The sequence below is a fragment of the Labrys sp. ALF-8 genome (assembly GCF_059699065.1).
The window spans coordinates 97,299-121,604 of the sequence record NZ_AP048543.1; the positions used below are offsets into that span (position 1 = coordinate 97,299).

The window sequence follows — 24,306 nt, forward strand, 5'->3', positions numbered from 1 at the left end:
GAGTGCGAGGTCGCCAGCTGGCGAGAGCCTGGCGACTAACAAGCTGGTGCCGTTCCCCGCCGCCGCCGATCCCGTCAGCGGCCCGTTCACCGGTACGGTACAGCTCCCAGACGGTAAGTTCGCCATCGTCGAGAAGTTCCACGAGTTGACCCTTGTTCCGTGGCGACCGGTCATCGACCGCGAGCTTGGCCGTGAGGTCTCCGGCATCGTTCAGGGCCGCTCGGTGTCGTGGCACTTGGGGCGGCAGAGGGGAATGGGTGTCCAGGTTGCTCGTCTAATCCGAAGGAGAATATGTCTTGGCAGTGACTCGCAAGGTTATCGCCCATCGTATTTTGATTGTTCTTTTCTGACCTTCTCCCAATTCTCTTTGGCCCAATCAACTAACCCTTGCGTCGGAAGCAGAAGGCCCCTGCCGAGTTGAGTTATCTCATATTCGACGCGGGGCGGCACTTCGGGAAATAGCTCTCGGATAACCAGTCCGTCTCGCTCGAGATTCTTCAAGGTCGTGGACAACATCCGTTGCGAGATTCCGGGAACGGAACGCTCAAGTTCGGAGAACCGCGCCCGACCACCGAGGAGATCGAGCGATAGAATCACAAAGATTGTCCATTTATCCCCGATCTTGGTTAGCAGCTCTCGCACCGCCATTGGATCCGAGCTTCTACAGATTGCTGCGGGGTCTAGGACGCCGGGCCTGCTCGCTTTCTTCATAACTTACCTCGGTGTTAGCGGCTGAAGTGAAAGTGCCTTCTTTTTCGGAATTAGCTTCTCATGTATATGTTGCTCTCAAACAGTAAGCAACCCTGCAACCGTAAGGAGGCCAAGATGCTGAACCAGAGAGACACTGCCTATGAACCCGACACCAAGCCCGCGACGGCACGGACGGCACTCGTGCTCGGTGGCACCGGACGAACCGGCGCGCTCGTGGCGCGCGAACTCGTCAAGCGCGGTCTGAACGCGCGTACAGCCTCGCGCCGCGCTGCGGACGTGATGTTCGATTGGGATGACCCGGCAACGTATGCTCCAGCATTGGATGGCGTCGACCGCATCTACCTCGTCACGCCTGTCATGCGGATCAAGTTTGCCTGTCAGGTCGCGGATTTCCTCGACCTTGCCGCTGCCGCTGGTGTCCGCCATGTGACCTATCTCAGCACCTATGGCAGCGACCGGTCTCCCCCTGAGGTCGATATCCGGGCCGTCGAACTCGACCTGGCGCGCCGAGACGGCTTCACCCATTCCGTCTTGCGCCCGGCATGGGTCATGCAGAATTTCAGCGATGAACACTTGCCTCTCATCGGCGGCACGATCACGGTTCCGACAGGCGGCGGAAAGGAAGCCTTTGTCGATGCCGCAGATATCGCGGCGGTGGCAGTTGAGACGCTGATCGACCCTGACGCCCACGCTGGCGCGCAATACGCGCCGACCGGCCCTCAATCGCTCACGGTCAACGAGGTCGCCGAAATCATCGCCAGCGTTAGCGGTCGTCCTGTCAGCTATACCGATATCGACCCGGACGTGTGGATCAATGGCGCGGTCGCAGCCGGCTTCGTGCCCGCCGACTATGCGGTCATGCTTCGCTGGCTGACTGGGACGATCATTGCCGGCAACGGTTCTCGGCCCAACAGCGACATCGAAAAGGTGACAGGGCGGCCTGCGACCAGCTTTGCGGACTTCGCCCGGCAAAACGCAGCCGCTTGGGCTCTGCAAGCAGTCGGCTGAACCAGCGAGCCCCAGCCGGGGCCGACAGCCAAGACGCCTCAAAAGCAATCCGCAAACGCATGGAGATACCGTATGCCTGATAAGAAATATGCCGCCTACGCTGGGGCCGAGCCCTATTTTGCGCTGGTCAGAAAGGCGCTGGGCGATCTCGTCGATGGCGAACACTTCTTCGATATTGTCGCCGACGATATCGCCTATGAGGTCCGCTACGATCTGGGCTGGCCTCGCGTGGTCCGGGGGCGCGCCACCCTCATGGATCAATTCGGCGGATATGTCGGCAGCATTAAGCTCCAGTCCGCAGACAATTTGATCGTCAACAGGGCCGATAACGGCCGAGTTGTCACCATTGAATACGATATCCACGGGACGATTCTTGCAACGGGTGCAAAATACGAGAATCGGTTCTGCTCGATTATCGAGATTGAAAACAGGAAGATCGCGCGGTGGAGAGACTACATGGATTCTCACGCCGCATGGAATGCATTGACGAACTACAACTAGATAATCATGCGGCCCTTTAATGGGTTCGCCGAGGCTAGGTAATCGTTCTCGCGACTCAGCACGCTCGTTCTAATAACCGCACTACTACAAGCGCTGATGGTGCCGAGAATTTTAACTTCCCACATACGGCCAATGTCTTAGGCACTACGCAATCGAGCGTGAGCACGCGGATCAAGGCGCTGGAGGAAATGCTCGGCGTCCTTCCGTTCGAGCGGCGCCATAGAGGGGTTCGCCTGACACATGCCGGTCGCAACCTCGTCGCCGAGGTATCGACCGACATCGCCCAGTTCGACCATGCCCTGCGTACGGCAGGCGCGGTGTGCAACGGCGCGGCCGGAAGCATAGCCATCGGCTTGCGCAGCCCTATCGTCGGCGGCTTTCTCGGCGATTTGCGCCGAAGACACCGCGCCGCCCTTCCCCGGATGAGGCGCCTCAAGGTTTTGCCGCCAATGCACCTTTTCTTGGACAAAGTAAGAACAGGGTTGCCTGTTGACGGCAAGCAGACCTTAGGCAGTCCAGCAAATGGTCTCGGATCAAACCAATAGTGCACACATTCAAACTGGACCAGTTATTGAGCCCCGTCCATTCGCTGTAACTCTCATTCTGCTCCAGCCTGGAGTCCAACTTTGTGGATGCGGCGAGAGACCGGCGGCCCGTCGATGGCGGAATTGAGAGCGCCACAATAAGACCTTGGCCGCGCCCGAAACGCGTAAGGGAGGCGTAAGCCGGCTCCCCCACCTTCCACCGCGTTGTGTTGCACTTGGAAGGATGGCGGATGGCGAAGACGATCTTTGTTCATCGCGACGACGTGAATCGTCAGGAAATCGAGCATTTCATAAAGGATGTCTACCGGCTTCGTTACAGCGCTGAAATCGACGGCTTTCCCGACCTCTTGACCGCGTGCGTGAATTCCTCCGGTCGCGTCGAATGCGCCGCCGGGCTGAGAATGGCGGGCGACGGATTCTTCTCCGAAGTCTATCTCGATGCGCCGATCGAACAGGTTCTCGGCGGATTATGCGGATCGGCAATATCACGAGGAGCCATCTTCGAGGTAGCGACCCTGGCAAGCCGCAGCCCGGTCATGCTGAGTTCCTTCATCCACGCCATCGTGGACTTCGGAAAGAGCTGCGGATTCCACTCTTCCTTCTTCACCCTGACCCGCTTCATGGCTCGCCTCGTCGAGGGGCTGAAACTTGCGCCCCTGGCTCTCGGTGATGCCGACTTCAGGCGGGTCCCGGATTACGAGCGTTGGGGGCGTTATTACGCACACGCACCACGCGTGTTCGCGGTCATGAATGATCGACCGGACGGTGTGTTCGACGGTCCTCGGAGGCGGGCCCGCCATGCGACAGCTGTTTGATGCCCTGTCCCGTCACGCGATCGCGCAGCCGGACGCCATTGCTTTTTCCGACGCGGGATTGGTCCTGCCCCGCGCCACGCTGCGCCGCCGCATCGCGGGACTCGTCGTCAAGCTGCTTCATTGCCGCGGGCATGTCGGCATTCTCGCGCCAAACGGCGCCGAATGGGCCGTGGCGCAACTGGCCTGCGCGATGGCCGGAAAGGTCACCGTCCCCCTGCCGACCTTCTTCAGCCGGGACCAACTCGGGCACATCGTTCGCGACGCCGAGGTTCGAATGCTCTTGGCCACCCAGGAGACGTGGCCGATCGCGCTCCGATCCTGCTTGCCGGCTCTGATTATCGGAACCGAGGAGGCGGCCTTCGAACAACCCGCGGATGGTTTCGGACAGATCATCTATACGTCCGGTAGCACCGGCCATCCCAAGGGTGTCCGGCATGAAAGCGGCCAATTGGCGTGGTCGATGTCGGCCTTGGCTGCCGCTACGGGCGCACAGGCTCCGGACCGCTATCTATCGGTACTACCCCTTCCGCTCCTGCTGGAAACGCTCTGCGCGGTGTTCATACCTGCCCTGGTGGGGGCGAGTACCCGGTTCGACCGGGTCCTGGCCGATGCCGTCGGGCGCGGTCAAGTCGACGGTATCGCGCGGGCCTTCGAGAGCGCCGCACCGACCATGAGCGTCCTTGTACCCCAGTTGCTCAAGCTCTGGGTGAGCGAACTCACGGCGATGAATCAACCGGCCCCGGCATCGTTGCGTTTCGTGGCGGCCGGCGGGGCGGCGGTCCCAAGTGATACGGCGCAGGCGGCCTGGGAGCGGGGCATTCCGTTGCACGAGGGCTATGGCCTGTCCGAGTGTTGCTCCGTCGTTGCCGTGAACCGCCCCGGCGACAGGAGACCGGGAACCGTCGGCCGGGCCATCCAGGGGCTCGATGTTTCAATCGTGGAAGGGGAGATCGTCGTCGACGGTCCCTCCATCATGGATGGCTACAGCGGGCAGGCTGCGCCCCGGCATCCGTTCAGGACCGGCGACCTAGGCAGTCTCGATGCCGATGGCTATCTCACCGTCTTCGGCCGCAAGGACAATCTGATCATCACGTCCTACGGGCGGAATATCAGCCCGGAATGGATCGAAACCATGATCCTCGGCGATCCTCGCGTCTTTCAATGCGCCGTGGTGGGCAACAATGCCGAATACCTTTCGGCCCTGATCATCCCCTCCAGCTTGGGCGCCGACTGGCTTGGTGCGAGTGCCTCGAATGCAGCCACCCTGGTTCGAGCTTGCTGTGCGGGCGCTCCTGCCTACGCCGTTCCCCAAAGCACTGTCGTTTTGTCTTTCGCCGAGGCCGCCCAACATCGGCTTTTGACGGGCAATGGCAGGATCAAGCGCGCGGAGGTGGCAGCCTATCTGAAGCATTTCAATTTCACCATCCTCCAACAGGATCAATCCGAGAGCCAGGATCATGTCGTTTTATGAAAAGCTGATGGACGAAACAAGCGCGGAGCGCGAAGCATTCCCTTCAATTCCTCTTATTCAGATTGCAACGACCCAAGGTGCCTCCAAGGAGATATACTTGTCGTTCCTTGGAGAGGCTTATCATCACGTCAAGCACACTTTCCCATTGCTTGCCCTGGCTGCCTCGCGCACCATCGACGAGCGCTATCAGGATGCACTGGTCGAATATATGGAGGAAGAGCGCGGTCACGAGAAATGGATACTCGACGACATCGCAGCCCTCGGGGGCAATCCGCAGCAGGTGCGCGAGGGTGAACCCCGCCAGCCCTGCCGCATCATGGTCGGCTATGCCTACTACGCCATCGAGCACCTGAGCCCCTATGCTATGCTCGGCAGCGTCCATGTCCTGGAAGGCATGTCGGTACTGCTCGCCGACAGGGTCGCCGACTCGATGAAGCGAACGCTTGGGGTGGAGACCGACAAGGGTTTTTCCTATCTGCGCTCGCATGGTTCGCTCGACCAGGAGCACGTCGCCTTTTTCCGCTCGCTCGTGAACGGTCTTCAGGACCAGGCCACGCAAAAGATCGTTATCGACAACGCCCGGATCTTCTATCGGCTCTATGGGGCGATCTTCCATGATCTTCCGTCTTCGTCCGGGCTTCGTCATGCGGCCTGAGGCGAAAAGGGTACTGATCACCGGTGCCGGAACCGGTATCGGCCGTGCACTGGCGATCGAGGCCGCGAGGCGGGGCTTCGCGATCGCCATCTGCGGACGGCGGATGGAAGCGCTGCAGCAGACCGCCCATCTTGCCGTAGGTGGGGTGCCGGCGCTCGTTGTTCAGGCGGATGTCACCCATGCCCCGGACCGGGATGCTCTGGTTCGGCGTATCGCGGATGCCTGGGGCGAATTGGACATCCTGATCAACAATGCCGGTGTCGTCGAGGGCGGTGCTTTCGAGAAGGCAAGTGATGAGACGCTGGAACGTATATTCCAGACTAATGCTTTGGCGCCGATGGCACTGGCCCGGGCGTTTGCGCCGCTTCTCGCAACCGGCAGCCGCGTCGTCAATATCGGCTCAATCTTCGGCGACATCCCCTATCCGGGATTTGCGGCTTACTCGGCCTCGAAGTTCGCTCTGCGTGGCTTCTCCACGGCGCTGCGACGGGAATGGAAACGCCAGGGCATCGAGGTGACTTATGTCGCACCACGGGCTACCCGGACGGATGCGGCGGCGGCCTTCACGAAGCTGATCGCAGCAACCGGCATGCGCCTCGATCGCCCGGAGGATGTCGGACGACAGATCTGGGACGGTATCGCCCGCGGTCGCAACTCTATCTATGCGCGCGGGCCCGAACGCCTCTTCGTATTGATGCAGCGTCTTTTCCCCGCCCTGATCGACCATTCCCTAAGCCGGAATTTTCTCTCTTCCTAGAAAGAAGGTATAGCTATGAAGACCACTTCAAATATTGCATTTTGTCTGCTTTTCGTCGGAGCAGCCCTTACCATGCCAGCTGCCAAGGCAGCCGATGATCCGGCGAAGGCGGCGGTTCGCCAGATCGCGCAGCAATGGGAGACCATCAAGTTTTCGGTCCCCGAAGGCGAAACGCAAACGGCGCAAATGAATGCGCTGGGAGAGAAGGCGGACGCATTGGCAGCGCAATATCCAAGCAGTGTGAACGCCCTGATCTGGGATGGAATCCTAACGAGCGAGCGCGCTTCCATGGCGAGCGCCTTTTCCGCGCTTGGCCTGGCCAAGCGCGCGCGAGCGATCCTCGAGCAGGCCGACAAGATGGACCCCGCCGCCGCAGAAGCGGGGGCTCCCACGACGCTGGGTGTTCTGTATTATCGCGTTCCTGGCTTTCCAATTGGCTTTGGAGACAAGGCCCGCGCGAGAAAATTGCTGGAACAGGCCGTGCAGCTTGCGCCGCAGGGGCTTGATGCCTGGTATTTCTACGGCGACTTTCTCTACACGCAGGGTGACTATGCCAAGGCAAGCGAAGTGCTGAACCATGCATTGACCTTCCCCCAACATCCAGATCGCCCGCTGTGGGACAAGAATCGCCGGTTGGTGATCCAGGAACTGCTTCAGAAGATCAAAGCCAGGACATAGTGTGGCCGGATGGCGGATCATCGCTTGTGGCACGCCATGGCCGAGCAATTGAGGCATCCGCGCGGGGCATGGGGCGTCGTCACGGGCTGGTGCATGCTACTCGCCAATGCCGCACCCTACAGGCTCGCCATCGATGCCTTGCGCGTGGAGGCCGGCAATCAGGTGCTTGAGCTCGGCTCGGGCCCGGGAAGCGGGCTTTCCCGACTTCTGCGCCAGCGGAGGGCGACGTGCGTGGTTGGCGTCGATGCCTCGCGGACCATGATCAGGCAGGCAGCCCGGCGCAACCGTCGGGCCGTCGCCAGCGGGCGCCTTCTGCTTCACTGCGGGCGCTTCAGCCCGCTGCCATGGGCTGATGAGAGTTTCGACAGGATCCTGCTCGTCAACGCGGCCTATTTCTTCGACCAGGAAGGGAGGGACATGGCCGAGCTTCACAGGGTCCTTCGCTCCGGTGGTGTTCTGGCGGCATACGTTACCAGTCAAACCACGATGCGAAGATGGCCATTCGCCTCCCCGAAGACACACCGGCTGTTCGACGGAGAGCGGATCAGGGAGGAGTTATCAAGGGCAGGATTCGAGGCGCGGGAAATAATCCTCGAGGATGCAAGCCTTGCATTTGGGGTCAAAGGCATCATTGCAACAGCCAGGAGGTAGCGCACAGGCAAATACCCTGACCTAAAGGCGTCTTTCCAACACGCGTGGCCTACTTCAAGGCACACCTTCTGTCAGGCGACGGTTCCGAAGAGGGCCCCAATTCCCGCAGTGACCGCCATTGCCAGAGCGCCCCAGAACGTCACCCGGATAGTGGGTTTCACGATGCCGGCTCCCCCCGCTCTCGCGCCGACCATGCCGAGAAGGGCGAGAAAAACCAGGGAACCGGCGGCGACCATGGGAACCAACCACTGTGTGGGCGACGCCAGCACAAGGAGGAGAGGGGCCGACGCTCCGAGCGAGAAGGTCGCCGCCGAAGCAAGCGCAGCCTGGACGGGACGCGCCGTGGTGATCTCGGAAATGCCAAGTTCATCTCGGGCGTGGGCACCCAGTGCGTCCTTCGCCATGAGTTGTGCGGCCACCTTTTTCGCCAGTTGGGGTTCGACACCCCGTGAAACATAGATGGCGGCGAGTTCATCCTTCTCGAACTCCTCGTCGGTGGCGAGTTCCAGCCGCTCGCGCGCGAGATCGGCGTTCTCGGTGTCGGACTGGGAGCTGACGGAAACATACTCCCCCGCTGCCATGGACATGGCTCCCGCGACGAGGCCGGCGATGCCTGCCAAGAGGACGTTGCCCTGTTGGGCCTCCGCCGAGGCCACGCCGAGAATCAGGCTTGCCGTCGATATGATACCGTCGTTGGCTCCCAGCACCGCCGCGCGAAGCCATCCTATGCGATGAACAAGATGCATTTCCTTATGTAGGCGGCTCACCAATTGCACTCCCCTCGAACGCGCTCAGCGGTGTTTAGTGCACGATTGGTTTGGGCTCAACAAGGTCATGCGGCGTGACGCAACCGAGCCGGAGTCTGAGCGGCCGGAAACCTTCACGCATCTAGTGCTCTACATCTCAGGAAGCGATCTCACCATCGAAGTTGGCGTTCCGTTGCTGCGCCGTGACTTCTTAACCTTGTGAATGGCTGTCTCAGGACACAAACGGGTGGTCGATGATAGAGTGGACGGACGCGGGGAGTATTTTCAGCTCAACTGAGTGCGGCGCTTTCTTCCAGCCTTAGGCAGCATAACCGCCGCGGCTGTCGGCACTCCATAATGTCCGATAAGATTGCATTATCGGTCGTTTCACTCATTATGGAGAAAGCGCGCGATTTGGCCGTCTCGAGCTCTGCCAAACGGGCCCTTTTAGGCCCCAGAAGCCTGAATATTCGCACGAGCAGATGTCGTGCAAACGCACGCTGAGGGTGCTATATAGGTAGAATACTGAAAAGTAGGAACCAAGGAAGCCCTGAAATGGCGCTCAGTATCAAGGATCCCGAAACCGAAAAACTCGCGCGCATGCTTGCCGAGCGCACCGGCGAGACCATCACCGTCGCGACCCGCCGGGCACTCCAGGAGCGCCTACGGCGGACAGGGGCCAATGCGCGCAAAGCGGCTCTGCTGGAAGACATGGAGGCGATGCAGCGCCGTTTGGAGGCTCTTCCCGTCCTCGATCAGCGCCGCGCGGACGAAATCATCGGCTACGACGAAAATGGCGTTCCAAACTGATGGTGATTGATACGTCCGCGATTGCCGCGATCTTCTTCAATGAGCCGGACGCTGCGAGTTTTCGCGAGCGCATCGCCGAAGATCCGGTGCGTCTCATTTCGGCGGCGACCGTTGTTGAGGCTGGGTTGGTCATCGAGGCTCGTTTCGGCGAAGCTGGAGGAGCAGAACTCGATCTTTGGCTGCATAAAGCAGACGTCGAGATTGTTTCCGTAACTCAAGAGCATGCCGATCAAGCTCGCCGATCCTGGCGTCGTTACGGAAAAGGTCGTCATCCCGCCGGGTTGAATTTCGGCGATTGCTTTTCCTACGCTCTAGCCTCCCTCAGCGGGGAACCCCTGCTGTTCAAGGGTAATGACTTTTCTCAGACCGATGTCACGGCGGCCTGACAATGACTGTCTTGCCACCCAATAGTAAAAAAATTCCCGTCGCCTCGCCGATGGTTCAAGTGTCGGACGAAGGCCCCTCACCCACCTTGCCGGCTCATCTGGAACAGCTTACCGATCGCGCCCGCGAATACGTCGAAGCTGCAAGCTCGGCCAATACCCGCCGCGCCTATGCGTCCGATTGGAAGCACTTTGCGACATGGTGCCGGCGCCATGGCTTTGAGGTGCTGCCGCCCTCCCCGCAGACCGCCGGGCTCTATATCACGGCCTGCGCTTCCGGCGCCGCGACGGTCGATCGCAAGCCGAGTTCGGTTGCATGCGGGCGTGCTCGCCCTACTCTGGATGCCAGTCCTCTACGACCAGACCTTCTACCCGCCTGAACTCTCCAAGATTTCCGGTGACGACGGCCAGCCCCCGACTTCGGGCGTGGCCGGCGATCTGCAAGTCATAGCCGCCGATTGTCATGCCCTTGCGTTCCAGGGTCGCGCGAATATTGGCGGCGTGTGCTGCCGCGGTCTCTTCGAAAGCAAGCACCGCGAGGCGGCCCGCGAAACTCTCGACCTCCTGGCGGTTCTTATCGGGATTCGCGGACTTCTCAGCGCCGTAGAAGAGTTCATACAGAACGATCGAGGAGATGCAGAGAGCGTCTGCGTTGGCGTTGAAGCGTTCTCGTAAGCCCTTCGGCCGGTCACGCAACAGTCGAATACAAAAATTCGTGTCGAGCATGTAGCGCAGCACGTTAGAACGCCTCGCGAATTTGAGCCGCTGGTTGATCGCGGTCACCCAGGTCGACAGAAGCTCCCTCGAAAAAATCATCCCAAATCGCATTCGCCGGCACGATGACGCGGCGTGCACCTTCTCGAATGATCTCGACCTCGCGAACATTCACCGGGAAGGCGACATTCTTTGGGAGGCGCACGGCTTGTGACCTGTTTGATTGGAATACAGTTGTTCTTGCCATTGGCATGGTTCCGTGGGGATATACCGGGCGTATATACAAAGAATCGAGGGATATGTCAATGGTATATCCCCACCTTCGTTTTTGCCCAGCTTGTCTCGAATTTTGGTGAAGTGAATGCCAAGAATCTGCCGAATGAGCTAGAATCCGCCCATGAAACTGAACGTCGATTCGTCAGCAACCATTGACATAGGCTCCGCTGGTGCAGCGCGTGTGATACCGCAAAACAGCGTCCGGCACCCCGAAAATCACGCCCCAGAGGGCTCGGCTTCGCCTGAGTGCTTGGCAACGGCTGTCGATCTTTCAGCCGCGGGGTCGTCGGCCGAGAGCCCGGGCCAGCCCTCCCCTCCCCTGGTCGAGCCTGCCGGGGTATCGGGTCATCTTGGGCTCCTTACCGATCGCGCCCGCGAATACGTCGAAGCTGCAAGCTCGGCCAATACCCGCCGCGCCTATGCGTCCGATTGGAAGCACTTTGCGACATGGTGCCGGCGCCATGGCTTTGAGGTGCTGCCGCCCTCCCCGCAGACCGCCGGGCTCTATATCACGGCCTGCGCTTCCGGCGCCGCGACGGTCGATCGCAAGCCGAGTTCGGTTGCGACGATCGAGCGCCGCCTGTCTGCCCTGAGCTGGAACTATGCCCAGCGTGGCATGCCGCTGGATCGGAAAGACCGACATATCGCCACCGTTCTCGCCGGCATCCGCAACATGCACGCCTCCCCTCCCCGTCAGAAGGAGGCAGTGCTGCCGGGAGACGTGCTGGCCATGCTCGAGACGCTCGACCGCGGCACGCTGCGGGGGTTGCGTGACCGCGCGATGCTGCTACTGGGCTTCGCCGGCGGCCTGCGGCGATCCGAGATTGTCGGCCTGGATGTTCGTCGCGACGAAACCGCGGACGGCCGCGGCTGGGTCGAGATCCTCGACAAGGGAATGCTCGTTACTTTGCGTGGCAAGACCGGCTGGCGCGAGGTTGAGATCGGTCGTGGCTCGTCGGACTCGACCTGCCCCGTCGTGGCGGTTGAGATCTGGCTCAATTTGGCGAAGATCAGTCATGGGCCGCTGTTCCGCCGGGTCACCGGCCGGGGCAAGGACGTCGGCCCGAACCGCCTCACCGACCAGGAGGTGGCGCGCCTGGTGAAACGCACGGCGCTCGCCGCTGGCGTGCGGCCGGACCTCAGCGAGGGAGAACGGCAGATGAAGTTCTCCGGGCATTCGTTGCGCGCCGGTCTTGCTTCCTCGGCCGAGGTCGACGAGCGCTATGTCCAGAAGCAACTTGGTCACGCGTCCGCCGAGATGACGCGGCGCTATCAGCGCCGACGCGATCGCTTCCGGGTCAATCTTACCAAGGCCGTCGGATTGTAGGCCGGGGATGCTGAAAGTGCCCAATGCCAAGGAGTTGGTGGTTAGTGGCCGATCTGATGGGGCCCGCAACCTCCACGTTTGCATGGGTGGCCAGACCGTGCCGCTCGTGCGTCACTCGAAATGCCGATAAAGTGCGATTTCAGCGACAGGACTTAACGATCTGTCGATGCCGACGAGATATCCGGACAACGTGTCGATCGTACGAGGATTGAGCGTCATATCGTCTCGCTTAGATCGCCCGCACAATGACATCTTCCCTTCCCTGCCTCAGCGGTAGGGCGTGGAGACCAAAACGGCGATGAAGGCCCGTATTGCAGATCGAGACACCAACACGGCGTTTCCTGCGGCCCACGACAAAAAAGATCCGACGTCATTGCCGCTATCTGCGGGGGCATGTAGCGGCCTTCGAGTGCCTAATCTTGGATTGCAGCGGGGCCAGCGTCATCCCTCGTGAATTCTCTCGGGACGAACTAGGCTTGAACTCCGAAATCGCATTTCATAGCGCGAGATCTTGTTCGTGATCGAGCGCCTGAGCCCTTGGACACTCCCGTTAAGCCAAAGGTGCGACCGTCACTCATGCCCCGACTTTCTGGGATACCTCGCCTGGCGGATGGCTGAGGTCGGTTCACGGATTTCGCGAACAACTATCCAAACTCATGCCGCCACGAGGGTCTTCACCTCGTCCAGTGACACCGCCTCTTTAGCTGTCAGGAGGTCATAGCGAGACTGCAGGTTCATCCAGAAATCAGGCGTCGTCTGAAATACCTTGCCCAGGCGCAGAGCAGTGTCGGCCGTAATACCGATCTCCTCCTTGACGATGCGTTCGATCCTGGTCCGCGGAACGCCAGCGGCAGTCGCCACCTTTCCGGCCGACAGGCCAAGCGGCCCGATAAACTCCTCGCGCAAATACTCGCCAGGATGCATCGGCGGCAGCGTGTCAATAATCTCGGGCATAGCTTATTCTCCCTCACTCGCTAACTATGAATGGTAGTCCACGATCTCTACATCTTCGGGGCCTTCATTTTCCCATCGAAAGCAAACCCGGTATTGATCGTTGATCCTGATAGAAAATTGGCCAGCTCGGTCACCAACCAAGCGCTCCAGTCGATTTCCGGGAGGCGAGCGCAAGTCTCCCAAAACTGACGCGGCGTTGACAGCCTCGATCTTGCGACGGGCTACCCTTGCGATGTCTGTTGGAAAGCCCTTCGGTACGCGACCATTAAAAATGTGCTCCGCCCAATCGCCCTTGAAGGTTCTGATCATCGCCGTCTCTCAACAACTGAGAATGTATCATCCATTGATACGAGCGACAACGAAATTCGTATCAATCACTGATACCCCCCGGCTTGGTAGGCGCAAATCTATGCTTCGATTGTCTCACACGTATCCAGCGGTACAGGTGATGGGTGATTCCATCAAAGCAGCCGTTTCCTCGAACCGTGGCTGCAGACCCAGGTCCACGCCGAGACGGCATCTTTAGAGGAACGCGCAAATGGGCGCATTATAGCCAACTAGTGGGTCGCAATGCCGGTTTGGACCCGTGATCCTCACGCCACAAAACCGGTTGCCAATTTCTGAGTTGCCAACTGGCAATCGGTAAGGAATCATTAACCCTTAATCGCTTGCAAGAATCTTAAGAATCTGGACGTATATCTACGCTTCCGAAGCAGAACTTCACTCGCAAGCGTAGGAACGTATGACGGCCGGAGAGAACAATCAAACTGTAGATCTGAAAGCTGGCGTCACGAACGTGATCGCCGGCGACGGGAATGCGTTGTCGCAGGAGTTGCTCAACCTGCGGCGGTCGCTGTTCCCGCCGGCGTCCCATAAGACGCTTCGCACGTTCACCTCCGGCGAGGCTGCTAAGCTGATTGGCGTCGCAGACGGCTATATGCGTCAGCTTTCATTGGGTGGAAAAGGCCCCCAGCCGGAGGTTGGAGCTGGCGGCCGTCGCTCTTATACGCTCGGGCAAATCAACGAACTTCGCCGGCTACTCGATGAGAGCGGCAAGGGAAAGCGTTATCTCCAGAGGCGCGCGGGAAGCGAACACTGCCAGGTGATTGCGACTGTGAATTTCAAGGGGGGCTCCGGCAAGACGACAACGTCCGCGCATCTCGCTCAGTATCTGGCGCTGCGTGGATATCGCGTTTTAGCTGTCGATTTGGATCCACAGGCTTCCCTGACGGCCCTTCATGGCTACCAGCCCGAGTTCGATATTGGGCCGAACGAAACGCTGTATGGCGCTATCCGGTACGACCAAGAGAGGCGTCCGACTCGCGAGGTCGTGCGAAAGACCTATTTCGCCGGTCTGGATCTTATTCCAGGTAATCTGGAGCTCATGGAGTTCGAGCATGACACACCACGAGCTCTCGCAAACGATGGGGAAGAAGCTTTCTTCCGGAGGATTGCAACTGCGCTGGGTACCATCGCAGATGACTATGATGTCATTGTACTCGATTGCCCACCTCAACTAGGCTTCCTGACGCTCGGTGCGCTTTGCGCCGCGACCGCTATGTTGGTCACTGTCCATCCCCAGATGCTGGACGTGATGTCCATGTGTCAGTTTCTTCTGATGGCTGCCGACCTTTTGAAGGTCGTGCAGACCGCTGGAGCGGAGTTCGACTATGATTTCATTCGGTATGTCGTCACACGCTACGAGCCGTCCGATGGCCCGCAAACACAGATGGTTGCGTTCATGCGTTCGTTGTTCCGGGAGCGCGTGCTTACGAACACCATGTTGAAGTCCACTGCAATTTCGGATGCCGGTTTGTCAAAGCAGACCCTTTATGAAGTCGGGCGGGAGAACTTCACGCGGGCAACGTATGACCGGGCCCTTGAGTCGCTCGATGCCGTGAATGGTGAGATCGAGGGTCTCATTTGGAAAGCGTGGGGGCGGACATCATGAGCCGCAAGGATGTGCTGCAAGCATTGTTGTCGGGGCGCGAACGCGAGTTGCCAGCTGGCAACTCGACGCAGGTCGATCATGAGCTGCCGCCCTCTGAAACGCATGCACCCCAAAGTGAAAAGGTCGTCCGCTCCGGAGCGGTAGGAGCGATGGGGCGGGCGCTCGGCAAAATAGCAAATGCCGCGCACGAAGCGAGGGCACTTGTCGCCGCTGGCGATACGGTTGTTCCTCTGGATCCAACGCTGATCGAAACATCGTTTATAGCGGATCGTATTGGCGTCCCTGAAGACGAGGACCGGACGCTGGTCGACGCCATTCGGGCGCATGGGCAGCAAGTCCCAATCCTGGTGCGCCCTCATCCCAACAAGTCGGGCCACTACCAAGCTGCCTACGGTCACCGCCGCATTCGAGCCGCGTTGGAGCTCAGGCTGCCCGTTCGAGCCGTCGTCAAGGAGATGACTGATACCGAACTTATCGTTGCGCAGGGCCAGGAGAATTCAGCGCGGCTTAATCTTAGCTATATCGAGCGTGCCTTGTTCGCCTTGGAGATGGAAAAGCGCGGTATAGACAGGACCGCAATTATGGCGGCGCTGAGCGTGGAGAAAACTCAGCTGTCGCGGCTTGTGGCAATCGCCCGTGGGGTGCCCGACGCTATAATTCGCCTGATCGGCCCGGCCCCGAAGACTGGCCGCCCAAGATGGCAGGCGCTTATAGAGCGGCTTGGCAAGTGCAGCTATGCGCCGGTACTGAAAAGATTGGGCAGGGACAACGAGTTTGTCGCACTCGATAGCGATACTCGCTTTGCCCAATTCTACGGTGCGTTGGCGAGCGGGGTGGAACAACGCGAACACCAAGCCTGGCATGATCCTGAGGGCAGGGAGATTGCGAAGTTCAAGACAGGTGAAGGCAGGGTGACCCTCACGGTCGATGAAAAGAGCGCTCCAAATTTTGGATCTTTTATTATCGAGCAATTGGACGAACTCTACCGGCGGTATCGCGCTGAGATTGCGAAACGTCAGTGAGCATCAGTCCTGAAAGCGAACTCTAACTGGAGATGTGAACGCGCAAAAGAAAAGGCCCCCAAAACGTCGCCGTCATGGAAGCCCTTCTCGATATGTAGCAATTGAGAGAATCACACTTCCACGATTCATAGTCAAGTCTCTTGGCACCGTTTCGGTGAGCGGATTTCTTTTGCCTGATCAGAGGCAAAGGACATATGACAGAAATCGCAACGACGCCCTTTGGGCGCCGATCGCTGTCGCTTGGCATGATCGCAGCGCAGGTCACCGCGCGCAGCTGTCCGTCGGATGCGGTCGTTCATAAATGGCAGGTCTTCCATGCGATCTGCGAGGCGAAGACGCGGCTGGGTGTTTCCGACCGGGCGCTGGCGGTCTTGAACGCGCTGCTGAGCTTCCATCCGGACACGACCCTGACAGGGGAGGGGGACCTGGTGGTCTTCCCGTCCAACCGTCATCTGTCGCTGCGGGCGCATGGCATGGCGCCGGCGACGCTGAGGCGCCACCTTGCGGTGTTGGTCGAGCGGGGCCTCATCGTTCGCCGCGACAGTCCCAACGGCAAGCGCTATGCGCGAAAAGGGGAGGGGGGAACCATCGAGGATGCTTTCGGCTTCGATCTCGCGCCGCTTGTGGCCCGCGCCGGAGAGTTCGAGCATCTCGCGGGAGCGGTGAAGGCGGAGAGGCAGGCCATGCTGCTGCTGCGGGAAAGGGTCACGCTGCTTCGGCGCGACATTGCCAAGATGATCGCGGCCGGGCTGGAGGAAGGGGTTCCTGGGAACTGGGAAGGCCTGCACGAGGGCTATCTCGGTCTCACGCGCGGGATTCCGCGCTCTGCGACGTACGAGGAACTCAAGCCTGTCGAGGCGGAACTGGCGCAGATGGCGGCGAGTATCCGCAATATCTTGGAAACGCATGTCTTTTCCAGGAATCCAAGCGCCAAAGAGTCTCAAAGTGAGCGCCACATACAGAATTCAAACCCAGACTCCCTACTTGAATCTGAACTTGCTTCCGAAAAAGCAAAGACGAAGGCAGCGCCTCTCCTGATCATCGACCCGCCGGGTGAAGCCGCGACCGCGCCGGGGCCGGATGCGCCTCCGAGCGCGCGGATATCCGATGGACCGGGAGAGATGCCCCGGCCGCAACCTGCGTCGAAGACCTATCCGCTGGGCATGGTGCTGGAGGCCTGCCCCGAGATCGCCGACTATGCTCCGGACGGCATTCGATCCTGGCGCGATCTGGCAGGCGCGGTGGCGCTTGTGCGCAAATTCCTCGGTGTCAGCCCGAGCGCCTGGGAGGAGGCGCTGGAAGCCCTGGGTGCAGAGGGTGCGAATATCGTCATTGCCGCCATGCTGCAGAAGGGCGAGGCCATCAAGAGCCCGGGCGGTTATCTGCGCAACCTTACGCAGAGGGCGAGGGCAGGGCAGTTCTCGCTCGGTCCCATGCTGATGGCCCTGATCCGATCGAAGCTCGGCAAGGAGCGGCGTAGTGCGTGAGGGGAAGGCAATGGAGCACCGTCTGGCGATGTCCAGGCGCATCGCTGGGGCGCAGGGGTCAGCCGATACGCCTGTATCCTCGCTTCTGCTTGCGGGCCAGCCAGATATCGAGCGCGACGACGGCACTCGCAGGCAGATCGAACAGATTGCTCATCCTGCGGCCAGGTGTGCCGAGACGGCCCCATTCCCGGACAAGAGCGGTCTCCTCGAACAGGGTCGGCTCGATCGAGAGCACATAGTAGCGGGCCATGTTCCTCGAGGCATCGATGCGCTCGAGAACATAATGGAGCCGGGGGAGGGCAGGGGGCTTTGCCATAAGCCATTCTTGCCCGCCGCATCACGCCGATCCAATTCATTCTGTGAATCGTTCGGCGTGCTCGGATTCAGGGAATTGATGGATGGAAATAATCCGGCAAGCGTGAGGTTTGCCGGCTCAGTAGCAGCGACAGTTGCTGAAACTCGGTAATTTCGGCGGGTTTGCCCACAGGCTGTCGGGGTTCTCTTCGGCGCAGCATGAAAGCGCGCTCACCCCTCCAGCCTGCTGCACCGGCACGGGCAAGCCCTGTGCGGCTTCGCTGGCAGGCTCCGCCTGCCCAGTGGAAAACCCGAGCGGTCGCTCCGCGATCTTCCATGCAAAAGGCGTTTGGCCGGTACCGCCTGCTGCATTAGAGTGTCCACCACAACCCGCTGACGCTGCTGCGAGGTGATTGTGGCGATGAGGGGTACCCAGCTGAAAGCATTGAAGCTCGTCGGATCCGTCGTCGTTTCGTCCTCCTGTGTCTCGGTCACTCAACAGAGGCGCCGCCGGCAGAAATCCTTCTCGCCTGGGGAGTGAGACTGGGTTTGCAGCGACGCGTAGCTGCGGAGCAAGACAGGCCACGAACTGCGGGATCGCGCTGCAGGGTTGCCCAAGCCAATCCCAAAATAGCATGGCTTCACGTGGGTGTTCGCTTCCACCACGCAGCGAACGGGCAGGCATTCACGTTGGTCGGGTCGCCACTGACGAAGGCCTGTGAGCGGATACCGCCGACGGGCCAGACTTCCCGCGCGACCGAGCGCAATCCGCGAAATTGGGATGAGCACTGAGGGACTCTCAAGCTTAGAGGGGGTAACCGATCGAACGGCAAACCACCGGAGGCTATTGCTTAAGGAATACTCTGTTAGACACTCCGCTATCCGCGGCGCTTCGGTCCCCACAGGACTGAAGCAAACCGTCGTAGGCCGAAGTCAATCGGATGCCTGCAATTCCGTGCCGTCCGACTGCGCACGACTTCCTTTAGCGCGTCGAGTGGCCCGGTAACGGCCTGGCGATTCTCCATGATGCCGGTGAAACAGCTTCGAAAACGCCGCCGCTGTCTCGTAGCCTACCTGGCTCGCGATCCGCGCGATGGTCTCGTCGGTGGTCTCGAGCAGGAAAGCCGCCTCCGACATACGGCGTTCGATGATATAACGCTGCATAGATTGACCGACCAGCTTGCTAAATCGCGCGGAGAACGCCGAGCGGCCGAGGCCGACGCGACGGCCAAGGTCGCTCAAGGTCCAAGGCTGCTCCGGGTTTTCGTGGATTAGCTTTAGCGCCTGCCCGATATGAGGGTCAGAAATTGCGCCAAGCCAGCCGCCTTGTCCGGGACTGAGAGAAGAGATCCAGCTTCGGAGCACCTCGACAAAGAGCACTTCCGTCAGTCGTGAAAGCGCGACGCGTTGACCGGGGCGCTCAAGCGCAGACTCGCTGACCATCCGCTGGAGGATCGCTTCGAGCCAACCACCATCGGTCGTCGGCTTCAGCAGGAGTACCGGCGGCAATAGCTCTACCACGCTGCCATACAGTGGCCGCGACACGGTGAAATTGCCGCAGATCATGGTCGAGAGCGGCTTCAGACGGCTACCGTGACGGATGACGCCAAACCGTGACGTCGCCCGATCGATATCCGTGATGCGCAAAGACTTGGCCTGACGATCCGAATAGAACAGATGCGGCTCGCCTCGCGTAATGACGACAAGATCGCCCTCGGTCATCTCGATTTCTTGCCCTTGTTCGAGCGCGAAGGTCGCCGATCCGCGGCTGACATAATGAAACAGCGCGTATGGGCGCGCCGGCAGCTCAAGACGCCAGGGATGGCCGAGCTCGAAGTGAAACAGCAGCGTTCCTCCGAGGCGAACGCGATCAAGGATTTGAGCGAGGATGTCCATTGCATCGAGATTAACTGGATGGACGATCGGACACAACATCTGGACGGTTGATCTCTATCGTCCGGAAGGCACGCGGATTAGGTCATGTCCTGGCGGGTCGAGGTCACGCGCAGCAACCATTGCGCCGACGGCAGATGGAAGAACCGCGGCCTCACCGGAAACGCCTGTCCGCTCCTCCGGACACTTTTTGTCCGAATTGCCTATGGGAACAATCGATGCAAAACATCCTTCTCTCAGCTGCCACTGTACTTCTGGCTGGATCGACGTTGGTCGGCTTCGCCAATTCCGCCGAACTGCCCAAAGGAGCAGCCCACAACATCGTGCTCGTACACGGAGCCTTCGTGGACCAGACGAGCTGGCAGCCCGTCGCCGATATACTTAGGAAGAAAGGCTATAACGTCACGCTTGTCGAAAATCCGCTCACTTCGCTCACGGCTGACGTCGATGCTACCAAACAGGCGCTCGCGAAGCAGAACGGCAGAACCGTTCTGGTCGGTCACTCCTGGGGCGGCGTGGTGATTACGCAAGCGGGCAACGATCCCAAGGTTTCGGCGCTGGTTTATGTGTCCGCCTTCGCGCCCGACGTGGGTGAATCCCTCGCGTCGCTGGCAAAGGCAGGTCCGCCGACCGAAGGTGGCAGTGCGATCCATCCTGACGCGAAGGGTGATCTGTACATCGACCCCAAAGTGTTTCCATCAGCCGTGGCGGCGGACCTTCCTACAGAAATCGCAGCGCACTTGGCCAACTCGCAGCTTCCGTTGAACCACGTTGCATTTGAGGCACCGGTCACCATTGCAGGCTGGCATGACAAGCCGACGTTCTATGTCATCAGCACCAAGGACAAAGTCATCGCGCCCCAGGCCCAGAAGACATTCGCAGCCAGGATCAAGGCTCAGACGACGAAAGTTGCCGGCAGCCACGCCTCGCTCGTCGTGCATGCGAAACAAATCGCCGAGGTCATCGAAAAAGCAGCACTCGCGAAGTGACGCTACCGCTCCCGGGGCTGAAGCCCCGGGAGCGCACATACTTCCTCAGGGCGGAACTAAACGATCGGATGGCAACGACGAAGTCGATTTGTCAAAAATCCAGCAAGCGTTGTAATCAACCAGTTACAATAGGGCGCAATTGTTCGGGGAGTTCTATTCAAAACCGCCTTACTTTCCGATCGGCTTCGCGGCGGTCACGATTGGCTTTGCGGGCAACCTCATCCGCGACAATGCGAGCGATGCGATTCTTGGCTGCCATATCTCTTGTTTCGATTTCAAGCCTGTCGGCTGCTTGCACGGCGGCGGCCGCGATGAGGGCGCTCTGTGCTATTGTCTCCGCTTCAAGGCGGCTTTGCTCATCAAGTTTTGCCTGATCACGTTCGGCGCGACGCAAGTCTCGGGCCTCAGCCATTGCGAGCCGCTCTGCCTGCCTCAATTCGAGCGTGGGCTTCGCAGCCTCCTGGGCGGCCCGATAGGCTTGAATGAGGGCCGCCTTGGCATCCGCAGCGGTGCTGCGGCGGTCGTGAAAATCGTTGTTTCTGAGGTTTCTCAAATCTCTATTCCATTCGAAATATCGCCCGGGGAACTGGTGTCTCTTCGGCAGAAACACGCTCAGTCTGTGCGAGGCAATAAAAAAGGCCAGGCAAATTTGCCTGACCTCCCTTGGTCTCATGCTGTCGGCAATGCCAGTACATCCGTGGTCAAGCGAGAGCCGATACCTATTAGGCAGCCTGAAGATTGCAGGCCGATATCTTACCCGACCTGCTATCGCGCTCCGTATCATAGGTCAGCTTCTGACCTTCAACGATGCCGCGCATCCCGGCACGCTCAACGGCCGAGATGTGCACGAAAGTATCGGGGCCGCCGGTGTCAGGCTGAATGAAACCGAAGCCTTTGGTGGCATTAAACCATTTAACTGTGCCGGTGATCATGATGATGAACCCTCTCATAGCAATAAAGGCTACCGCAATGCAGCTGCATTGCGAATGATGACAACGATGCTTTAAAGGGAGAATTCGCTCAAAACGCGGCGCCAATCGCGAAATAATCAAAGCTCAGCAGAAAAATATCGATAGCTGATCTGATACGACTTTCAGAACGAAACATCAATCTTTAATTATACGAATCGACATTTCGCCTTGGCGTATCGCTCAGGCCGAAAAAGCAGAGGGTCTGCATGTGGAGGCCTGCTGCCAGGATGGTGTCAACTGGGTTGATCAATCAGCGCTCAATCTACCGTCTCAGGTCACTGGGTGCATGTGCCCCAGGATATCCGGCCGGCCGCGCAGGCGAATGACGCTATCCAGGCCCCATGCAACGCGTAGACCCGAGAGAGACGTGTCGGCGACGAGCGTCAGGCACTCGCGTGAATAGTCGTCGACGATGGCGAGCACCCTGAAGCGGCAACCGTCGCTGATCGTGTCGGAGAGAAAATCGAGGCTCCAGCGCGCATTGGCTCGATCGGGCGCGAGCATGCGAGCAGGCGAGCTACGCCATCCAAGACACGCCTGAAATGGTTGTCCAGCACTACAGGCGATTTCTGCCACAGGACAAATCCGCGCTCGCAGCTCGGATCCTGAATGAGGTTTGGAAGAGCGAGTGAGAACTCGGTGACCGAGTCACAATGCAGATCCACGCCCTCGGTCCCTCTGGGGATCGGGGGCTTTTGGCGTTTTGGTTCGAGAAATGTCAACGCCGATCTATCTTGTTCGCGGCATAGGCAACACAAGCGAGAACCAGCAGACAGAATGGGAGCATAACGAGAAAGTAGATAGTCGGACTGCCTAGCTGCTTTAGCCAGGTTTCCAGCCCCATGCCGGCGACGGATGTGAGGACGAACGAGGGAATTGCCACCAAGCCCTTCCAGTGTATGACCTGGAAGCGGCCGAGACGGACTTGTCGAAACCAATAAGTTTGCTCAGTGGGTGGCATACCTTGCCTCCGGCGCGCCGGGTACGCTCGGAAGCATCACAGTGTTTTTATCCGCGAACAAGCTCAATTCGGGATACTCTTCCATCCACACTAGGGTTCGGCGTCCAGATCGTCGACCGTGGGCCCCTGCAGCAGCCGCGTGAGCCCCGTCTTCTCGTAACGCGTGAGTGGCGCGCTCGGATCGATCCTGCATAGCTCGGCAGCGAGTCAGCCGAGGGCCTCGCCCTTGCTGCCGCATTTCTCGAAACGTGCTTGGCTTGTTCTCATCGCGTCGGATCTGGCGTCGGGTTGCGGCTGCGGAGTTGTTCGAGGGCTTTCTCATAGGCCATGCTGACGGGTAGCGCGGGCCCGCCGATTCCTACATCCAGACTTCCCTCCGCGGGGCTAGCCATCGATTAATCGTACACGGTTCCGAATCTCTGCTACGGTCACCTCAGCCGGTTGTAGGGGACAAGCCTCCCGGCTGGAACCGGCCAGGGGCCACACGATCCATCGCTGCCTCTGGCCGGATCTCCGATATGTATGACGATCGATGGCGTTGAGCTGGTCGTCATTCCCCCGCACGGGCAGTTGCCTGATGCGACATCGAGCTCACTTGAGCTCAAACCAGAAAGACGATCATGAGTTTAGACCAAGGCAAGCCCAATCGTTGGGCGGCTCGCCATGCGGCCTGCGATGCAGCCGCCAAGGCTATCATAAATGAGGCAGGCGCTGCACGAGACGAAAAGACAGCGAAGCTCAGGGCGCTCAGGCAAGCCCGAGATACTACGGGTCCTGCGGTCGGGATCACAGTCGGGCGATCCCAGCTGAAGATTAAAATTCGAAGAATCGTCGCAGCGCGATAGCGCTTCACGGTTATACGCTTGATTTGGGAGCCGCAGGGGCATGATGCGATGCAACAGTCGAAGGGCGCGTCCAGTGGACAATCATCCAGTTAATGTCGAATGACGCCGTGCTCAGTGCTCCGTGCGCCCTTTGAAATGACTTTATAAGCCTTCGTCCTCCCTCAGCGCCTCGGCCGACGGCACCACCAGCAAGGCCTCGTCTGCCAACAGGCGCTGCAGTTCCTTCGCCTCCGCTCATGGCGCCTTCAGCCAGACCTCGAACGGCTCCGGCTCGGAGGAGCACGGGCATAGCCTTGGCGTAGTGGGGCTTCACAATAGCGTTCGCGTCCGTCGTCACGAAGCCAAAGATCTCGGCCGTGACCCCTCCCTCCTTGACCTTCCGCACGCTCGTCCACGGCGTCCAGATCCCGGCGAAGAAGTCGAGAATCTCATTAGAACGTCTTCCATGAAAGCGGTTGCGGGTTAAGCATCATAAGGCGGGCGGCGGAAAGCATTCGCTTGTGTGGCGCGTTGTTCAGGTCTAACGTGTCGAGATCGTCAGCCATCATACAGGGCGCTGACGGCTGAAAGAGCCCATAGACGCTTTCGCCCCAGGATTACGGAGGGTGAAGCTTGTGGTCGCTTGTTACCCAACGAACGCTGCGAAAGTTAGCCTCCACCAAGCAGACGGTGAATGGCATGTTTTCGTGACGACTTTTGGCGGCATGGAAGAGACACGCAGTTTCGTGAGCGAGAAATTTGCGTTGAACTTCGCCGAGGGACAGCGCATCCGGCTCGATCTCGACGAAAAGGAGCGTTCTAAGCAGAATCCGTGGTCGGGTTCGAACTTAAGCCGTCAATCTTAGGACACACACTATTTCCATGTCACCTAGGAACATCTGTTGCAGCACT

27 protein-coding genes and 3 pseudogenes are annotated in these 24,306 nt (G+C 59.5%); 19 read left to right on the forward strand and 11 right to left on the reverse strand.

The window, feature by feature from the left end; translation table 11 throughout:
* Positions 1 to 40 precede the first annotated feature (40 nt).
* A pseudogene (locus AC6H34_RS33980) lies at positions 41 to 256 on the forward strand (DUF3363 domain-containing protein); the annotation flags it as partial.
* A gap of 59 nt (positions 257 to 315) precedes the next feature.
* Here AC6H34_RS33980 and AC6H34_RS33985 read toward each other — a convergent pair.
* Positions 316 to 711 (reverse strand): winged helix-turn-helix transcriptional regulator, encoded by a 396-nt coding sequence (locus tag AC6H34_RS33985; protein ID WP_497542050.1) that lies wholly within the window; start codon positions 709 to 711, stop codon positions 316 to 318.
* A 114-nt stretch (positions 712 to 825) separates the two neighbouring features.
* On the opposite strand from AC6H34_RS33985, the gene AC6H34_RS33990 reads away from it, so the two are divergent.
* The 9 genes from AC6H34_RS33990 to AC6H34_RS34030 all read left to right on the forward strand — a co-directional run bounded on the left by AC6H34_RS33990 (position 826) and on the right by AC6H34_RS34030 (position 7,792).
* Complete coding sequence (locus AC6H34_RS33990; protein ID WP_497542051.1) at positions 826 to 1,719, forward strand: NmrA family NAD(P)-binding protein; 894 nt, start codon at positions 826 to 828, stop codon at positions 1,717 to 1,719.
* A 72-nt stretch (positions 1,720 to 1,791) separates the two neighbouring features.
* A complete protein-coding gene (locus AC6H34_RS33995) occupies positions 1,792 to 2,220 on the forward strand; it encodes a nuclear transport factor 2 family protein (protein ID WP_497542052.1) in 429 nt (142 codons plus the stop codon).
* A 158-nt stretch (positions 2,221 to 2,378) separates the two neighbouring features.
* Positions 2,379 to 2,765 (forward strand): LysR family transcriptional regulator, encoded by a 387-nt coding sequence (locus AC6H34_RS34000; RefSeq protein ID WP_497542053.1) that lies wholly within the window; start codon positions 2,379 to 2,381, stop codon positions 2,763 to 2,765.
* 230 nt (positions 2,766 to 2,995) lie between these two features.
* Entirely contained in the window at positions 2,996 to 3,580 is a 585-nt protein-coding gene (locus tag AC6H34_RS34005) for a thermostable hemolysin (RefSeq protein WP_497542054.1), read from the forward strand.
* The gene (locus AC6H34_RS34010; protein ID WP_497542055.1) at positions 3,564 to 5,051 is read left to right on the forward strand and encodes a class I adenylate-forming enzyme family protein; all 1,488 of its coding nucleotides are present in this window, start codon (positions 3,564 to 3,566) and stop codon (positions 5,049 to 5,051) included. Before AC6H34_RS34005 ends, AC6H34_RS34010 begins: the two co-directional genes overlap by 17 nt.
* Before the next feature lie 97 nt (positions 5,052 to 5,148).
* Complete coding sequence (locus tag AC6H34_RS34015; RefSeq protein WP_497542056.1) at positions 5,149 to 5,706, forward strand: iron-containing redox enzyme family protein; 558 nt, start codon at positions 5,149 to 5,151, stop codon at positions 5,704 to 5,706.
* Positions 5,666 to 6,463, forward strand: a complete 798-nt coding sequence (locus AC6H34_RS34020; RefSeq protein WP_497542057.1) for an SDR family NAD(P)-dependent oxidoreductase — start codon at positions 5,666 to 5,668, stop codon at positions 6,461 to 6,463. The genes AC6H34_RS34015 and AC6H34_RS34020 overlap by 41 nt, the downstream gene beginning before the upstream one ends.
* Positions 6,464 to 6,478: 15 nt before the next feature.
* Positions 6,479 to 7,141, forward strand: coding sequence for a tetratricopeptide repeat protein (locus tag AC6H34_RS34025; RefSeq protein WP_497542058.1), 663 nt, complete (start codon positions 6,479 to 6,481; stop codon positions 7,139 to 7,141).
* Between the two features lie 9 nt (positions 7,142 to 7,150).
* Positions 7,151 to 7,792: a class I SAM-dependent methyltransferase gene (locus AC6H34_RS34030; protein WP_497542059.1), complete on the forward strand. Its 642-nt coding sequence runs from the start codon at positions 7,151 to 7,153 to the stop codon at positions 7,790 to 7,792.
* A gap of 71 nt (positions 7,793 to 7,863) precedes the next feature.
* Here the strand turns inward: AC6H34_RS34030 and AC6H34_RS34035 are convergent, their stop codons facing one another.
* Positions 7,864 to 8,559 carry a VIT1/CCC1 transporter family protein gene (locus AC6H34_RS34035; protein WP_497542060.1) on the reverse strand — a complete coding sequence of 232 codons (696 nt, stop codon included), beginning with the start codon at positions 8,557 to 8,559 and terminating at the stop codon, positions 7,864 to 7,866.
* Positions 8,560 to 9,093: 534 nt separating this feature from the next.
* Between AC6H34_RS34035 and AC6H34_RS34040 the strand changes: the two genes are divergently transcribed.
* From AC6H34_RS34040 to AC6H34_RS34050, 3 genes and pseudogenes are all read left to right on the forward strand, one after another.
* Positions 9,094 to 9,348: a type II toxin-antitoxin system VapB family antitoxin gene (locus AC6H34_RS34040; RefSeq protein WP_497542061.1), complete on the forward strand. Its 255-nt coding sequence runs from the start codon at positions 9,094 to 9,096 to the stop codon at positions 9,346 to 9,348.
* Positions 9,348 to 9,734 (forward strand): type II toxin-antitoxin system VapC family toxin, encoded by a 387-nt coding sequence (locus AC6H34_RS34045; protein WP_497542062.1) that lies wholly within the window; start codon positions 9,348 to 9,350, stop codon positions 9,732 to 9,734. Before AC6H34_RS34040 ends, AC6H34_RS34045 begins: the two co-directional genes overlap by 1 nt.
* Positions 9,735 to 9,784: 50 nt before the next feature.
* Positions 9,785 to 10,048 (forward strand): annotated as a pseudogene (locus AC6H34_RS34050) (integrase); the annotation flags it as partial.
* Between the two features lie 16 nt (positions 10,049 to 10,064).
* On the opposite strand, the gene vapC reads toward AC6H34_RS34050, so the two are convergent.
* Positions 10,065 to 10,469: a type II toxin-antitoxin system tRNA(fMet)-specific endonuclease VapC gene (gene vapC / locus AC6H34_RS34055; protein WP_497542063.1), complete on the reverse strand. Its 405-nt coding sequence runs from the start codon at positions 10,467 to 10,469 to the stop codon at positions 10,065 to 10,067.
* 1 nt (position 10,470) lies between these two features.
* The gene (gene vapB / locus AC6H34_RS34060) at positions 10,471 to 10,692 is read right to left on the reverse strand and encodes a type II toxin-antitoxin system VapB family antitoxin (RefSeq protein ID WP_497542064.1); all 222 of its coding nucleotides are present in this window, start codon (positions 10,690 to 10,692) and stop codon (positions 10,471 to 10,473) included.
* Positions 10,693 to 10,842: 150 nt separating this feature from the next.
* Between vapB and AC6H34_RS34065 the strand changes: the two genes are divergently transcribed.
* The gene (locus AC6H34_RS34065) at positions 10,843 to 12,048 is read left to right on the forward strand and encodes a site-specific integrase (protein ID WP_497542065.1); all 1,206 of its coding nucleotides are present in this window, start codon (positions 10,843 to 10,845) and stop codon (positions 12,046 to 12,048) included.
* A 654-nt stretch (positions 12,049 to 12,702) separates the two neighbouring features.
* Here AC6H34_RS34065 and AC6H34_RS34070 read toward each other — a convergent pair.
* Complete coding sequence (locus tag AC6H34_RS34070; RefSeq protein WP_497542066.1) at positions 12,703 to 13,002, reverse strand: HigA family addiction module antitoxin; 300 nt, start codon at positions 13,000 to 13,002, stop codon at positions 12,703 to 12,705.
* Between the two features lie 24 nt (positions 13,003 to 13,026).
* Positions 13,027 to 13,311: a type II toxin-antitoxin system RelE/ParE family toxin gene (locus AC6H34_RS34075; protein WP_497542067.1), complete on the reverse strand. Its 285-nt coding sequence runs from the start codon at positions 13,309 to 13,311 to the stop codon at positions 13,027 to 13,029.
* Positions 13,312 to 13,744: 433 nt separating this feature from the next.
* Here AC6H34_RS34075 and repA point away from each other — a divergent pair, with 433 nt between their 5' ends.
* The 3 genes from repA to repC all read left to right on the forward strand — a co-directional run bounded on the left by repA (position 13,745) and on the right by repC (position 17,462).
* On the forward strand, positions 13,745 to 14,953 hold the full coding sequence (repA, locus tag AC6H34_RS34080) for a plasmid partitioning protein RepA (protein ID WP_497542068.1): 1,209 nt from the start codon (positions 13,745 to 13,747) through the stop codon (positions 14,951 to 14,953).
* On the forward strand, positions 14,950 to 15,975 hold the full coding sequence (repB, locus tag AC6H34_RS34085; RefSeq protein ID WP_497542069.1) for a plasmid partitioning protein RepB: 1,026 nt from the start codon (positions 14,950 to 14,952) through the stop codon (positions 15,973 to 15,975). The genes repA and repB overlap by 4 nt, the downstream gene beginning before the upstream one ends.
* A gap of 194 nt (positions 15,976 to 16,169) precedes the next feature.
* Entirely contained in the window at positions 16,170 to 17,462 is a 1,293-nt protein-coding gene (repC, locus tag AC6H34_RS34090) for a plasmid replication protein RepC (protein WP_497542070.1), read from the forward strand.
* 58 nt (positions 17,463 to 17,520) lie between these two features.
* Here the strand turns inward: repC and AC6H34_RS34095 are convergent, their stop codons facing one another.
* Both AC6H34_RS34095 and AC6H34_RS34100 read right to left on the reverse strand, forming a co-directional pair.
* Complete coding sequence (locus AC6H34_RS34095; RefSeq protein WP_497542071.1) at positions 17,521 to 17,778, reverse strand: WGR domain-containing protein; 258 nt, start codon at positions 17,776 to 17,778, stop codon at positions 17,521 to 17,523.
* A gap of 911 nt (positions 17,779 to 18,689) precedes the next feature.
* Positions 18,690 to 19,652, reverse strand: coding sequence for a cupin domain-containing protein (locus AC6H34_RS34100; protein WP_497542072.1), 963 nt, complete (start codon positions 19,650 to 19,652; stop codon positions 18,690 to 18,692).
* A 215-nt stretch (positions 19,653 to 19,867) separates the two neighbouring features.
* On the opposite strand from AC6H34_RS34100, the gene AC6H34_RS34105 reads away from it, so the two are divergent.
* Positions 19,868 to 20,638 (forward strand): alpha/beta fold hydrolase, encoded by a 771-nt coding sequence (locus AC6H34_RS34105; RefSeq protein ID WP_497542073.1) that lies wholly within the window; start codon positions 19,868 to 19,870, stop codon positions 20,636 to 20,638.
* Positions 20,639 to 20,795: 157 nt separating this feature from the next.
* Here AC6H34_RS34105 and AC6H34_RS34110 read toward each other — a convergent pair whose 3' ends face one another.
* The 3 genes and pseudogenes from AC6H34_RS34110 to AC6H34_RS34120 form a co-directional block, all read right to left on the reverse strand.
* On the reverse strand, positions 20,796 to 21,191 hold the full coding sequence (locus AC6H34_RS34110) for a DUF6481 family protein (RefSeq protein ID WP_497542074.1): 396 nt from the start codon (positions 21,189 to 21,191) through the stop codon (positions 20,796 to 20,798).
* Between the two features lie 169 nt (positions 21,192 to 21,360).
* The gene (locus tag AC6H34_RS34115; protein ID WP_497542075.1) at positions 21,361 to 21,570 is read right to left on the reverse strand and encodes a cold-shock protein; all 210 of its coding nucleotides are present in this window, start codon (positions 21,568 to 21,570) and stop codon (positions 21,361 to 21,363) included.
* A gap of 342 nt (positions 21,571 to 21,912) precedes the next feature.
* A pseudogene (locus AC6H34_RS34120) lies at positions 21,913 to 22,119 on the reverse strand (hypothetical protein); the annotation flags it as partial.
* A 1,901-nt stretch (positions 22,120 to 24,020) separates the two neighbouring features.
* Here AC6H34_RS34120 and AC6H34_RS34125 point away from each other — a divergent pair.
* Entirely contained in the window at positions 24,021 to 24,260 is a 240-nt protein-coding gene (locus AC6H34_RS34125; protein ID WP_497542076.1) for a hypothetical protein, read from the forward strand.
* Positions 24,261 to 24,306 lie beyond the last annotated feature (46 nt).

Coding starts and splice junctions, on each gene's coding strand:
- AC6H34_RS33985 (WP_497542050.1), bottom strand. CDS start 711: ATGAAGAAAGCGAGCAGGCCCGGCGTCCTAGACCCCGCAGCAATCTGT.
- AC6H34_RS33990 (WP_497542051.1), top strand. CDS start 826: ATGCTGAACCAGAGAGACACTGCCTATGAACCCGACACCAAGCCCGCG.
- AC6H34_RS33995 (WP_497542052.1), top strand. CDS start 1,792: ATGCCTGATAAGAAATATGCCGCCTACGCTGGGGCCGAGCCCTATTTT.
- AC6H34_RS34005 (WP_497542054.1), top strand. CDS start 2,996: ATGGCGAAGACGATCTTTGTTCATCGCGACGACGTGAATCGTCAGGAA.
- AC6H34_RS34010 (WP_497542055.1), top strand. CDS start 3,564: ATGCGACAGCTGTTTGATGCCCTGTCCCGTCACGCGATCGCGCAGCCG.
- AC6H34_RS34020 (WP_497542057.1), top strand. CDS start 5,666: ATGATCTTCCGTCTTCGTCCGGGCTTCGTCATGCGGCCTGAGGCGAAA.
- AC6H34_RS34025 (WP_497542058.1), top strand. CDS start 6,479: ATGAAGACCACTTCAAATATTGCATTTTGTCTGCTTTTCGTCGGAGCA.
- AC6H34_RS34030 (WP_497542059.1), top strand. CDS start 7,151: ATGGCGGATCATCGCTTGTGGCACGCCATGGCCGAGCAATTGAGGCAT.
- AC6H34_RS34040 (WP_497542061.1), top strand. CDS start 9,094: ATGGCGCTCAGTATCAAGGATCCCGAAACCGAAAAACTCGCGCGCATG.
- AC6H34_RS34045 (WP_497542062.1), top strand. CDS start 9,348: ATGGTGATTGATACGTCCGCGATTGCCGCGATCTTCTTCAATGAGCCG.
- vapB (WP_497542064.1), bottom strand. CDS start 10,692: ATGGCAAGAACAACTGTATTCCAATCAAACAGGTCACAAGCCGTGCGC.
- AC6H34_RS34065 (WP_497542065.1), top strand. CDS start 10,843: ATGAAACTGAACGTCGATTCGTCAGCAACCATTGACATAGGCTCCGCT.
- AC6H34_RS34070 (WP_497542066.1), bottom strand. CDS start 13,002: ATGCCCGAGATTATTGACACGCTGCCGCCGATGCATCCTGGCGAGTAT.
- AC6H34_RS34075 (WP_497542067.1), bottom strand. CDS start 13,311: ATGATCAGAACCTTCAAGGGCGATTGGGCGGAGCACATTTTTAATGGT.
- repA (WP_497542068.1), top strand. CDS start 13,745: ATGACGGCCGGAGAGAACAATCAAACTGTAGATCTGAAAGCTGGCGTC.
- repB (WP_497542069.1), top strand. CDS start 14,950: ATGAGCCGCAAGGATGTGCTGCAAGCATTGTTGTCGGGGCGCGAACGC.
- repC (WP_497542070.1), top strand. CDS start 16,170: ATGACAGAAATCGCAACGACGCCCTTTGGGCGCCGATCGCTGTCGCTT.
- AC6H34_RS34095 (WP_497542071.1), bottom strand. CDS start 17,778: ATGGCAAAGCCCCCTGCCCTCCCCCGGCTCCATTATGTTCTCGAGCGC.
- AC6H34_RS34100 (WP_497542072.1), bottom strand. CDS start 19,652: ATGGACATCCTCGCTCAAATCCTTGATCGCGTTCGCCTCGGAGGAACG.
- AC6H34_RS34105 (WP_497542073.1), top strand. CDS start 19,868: ATGCAAAACATCCTTCTCTCAGCTGCCACTGTACTTCTGGCTGGATCG.
- AC6H34_RS34115 (WP_497542075.1), bottom strand. CDS start 21,570: ATGATCACCGGCACAGTTAAATGGTTTAATGCCACCAAAGGCTTCGGT.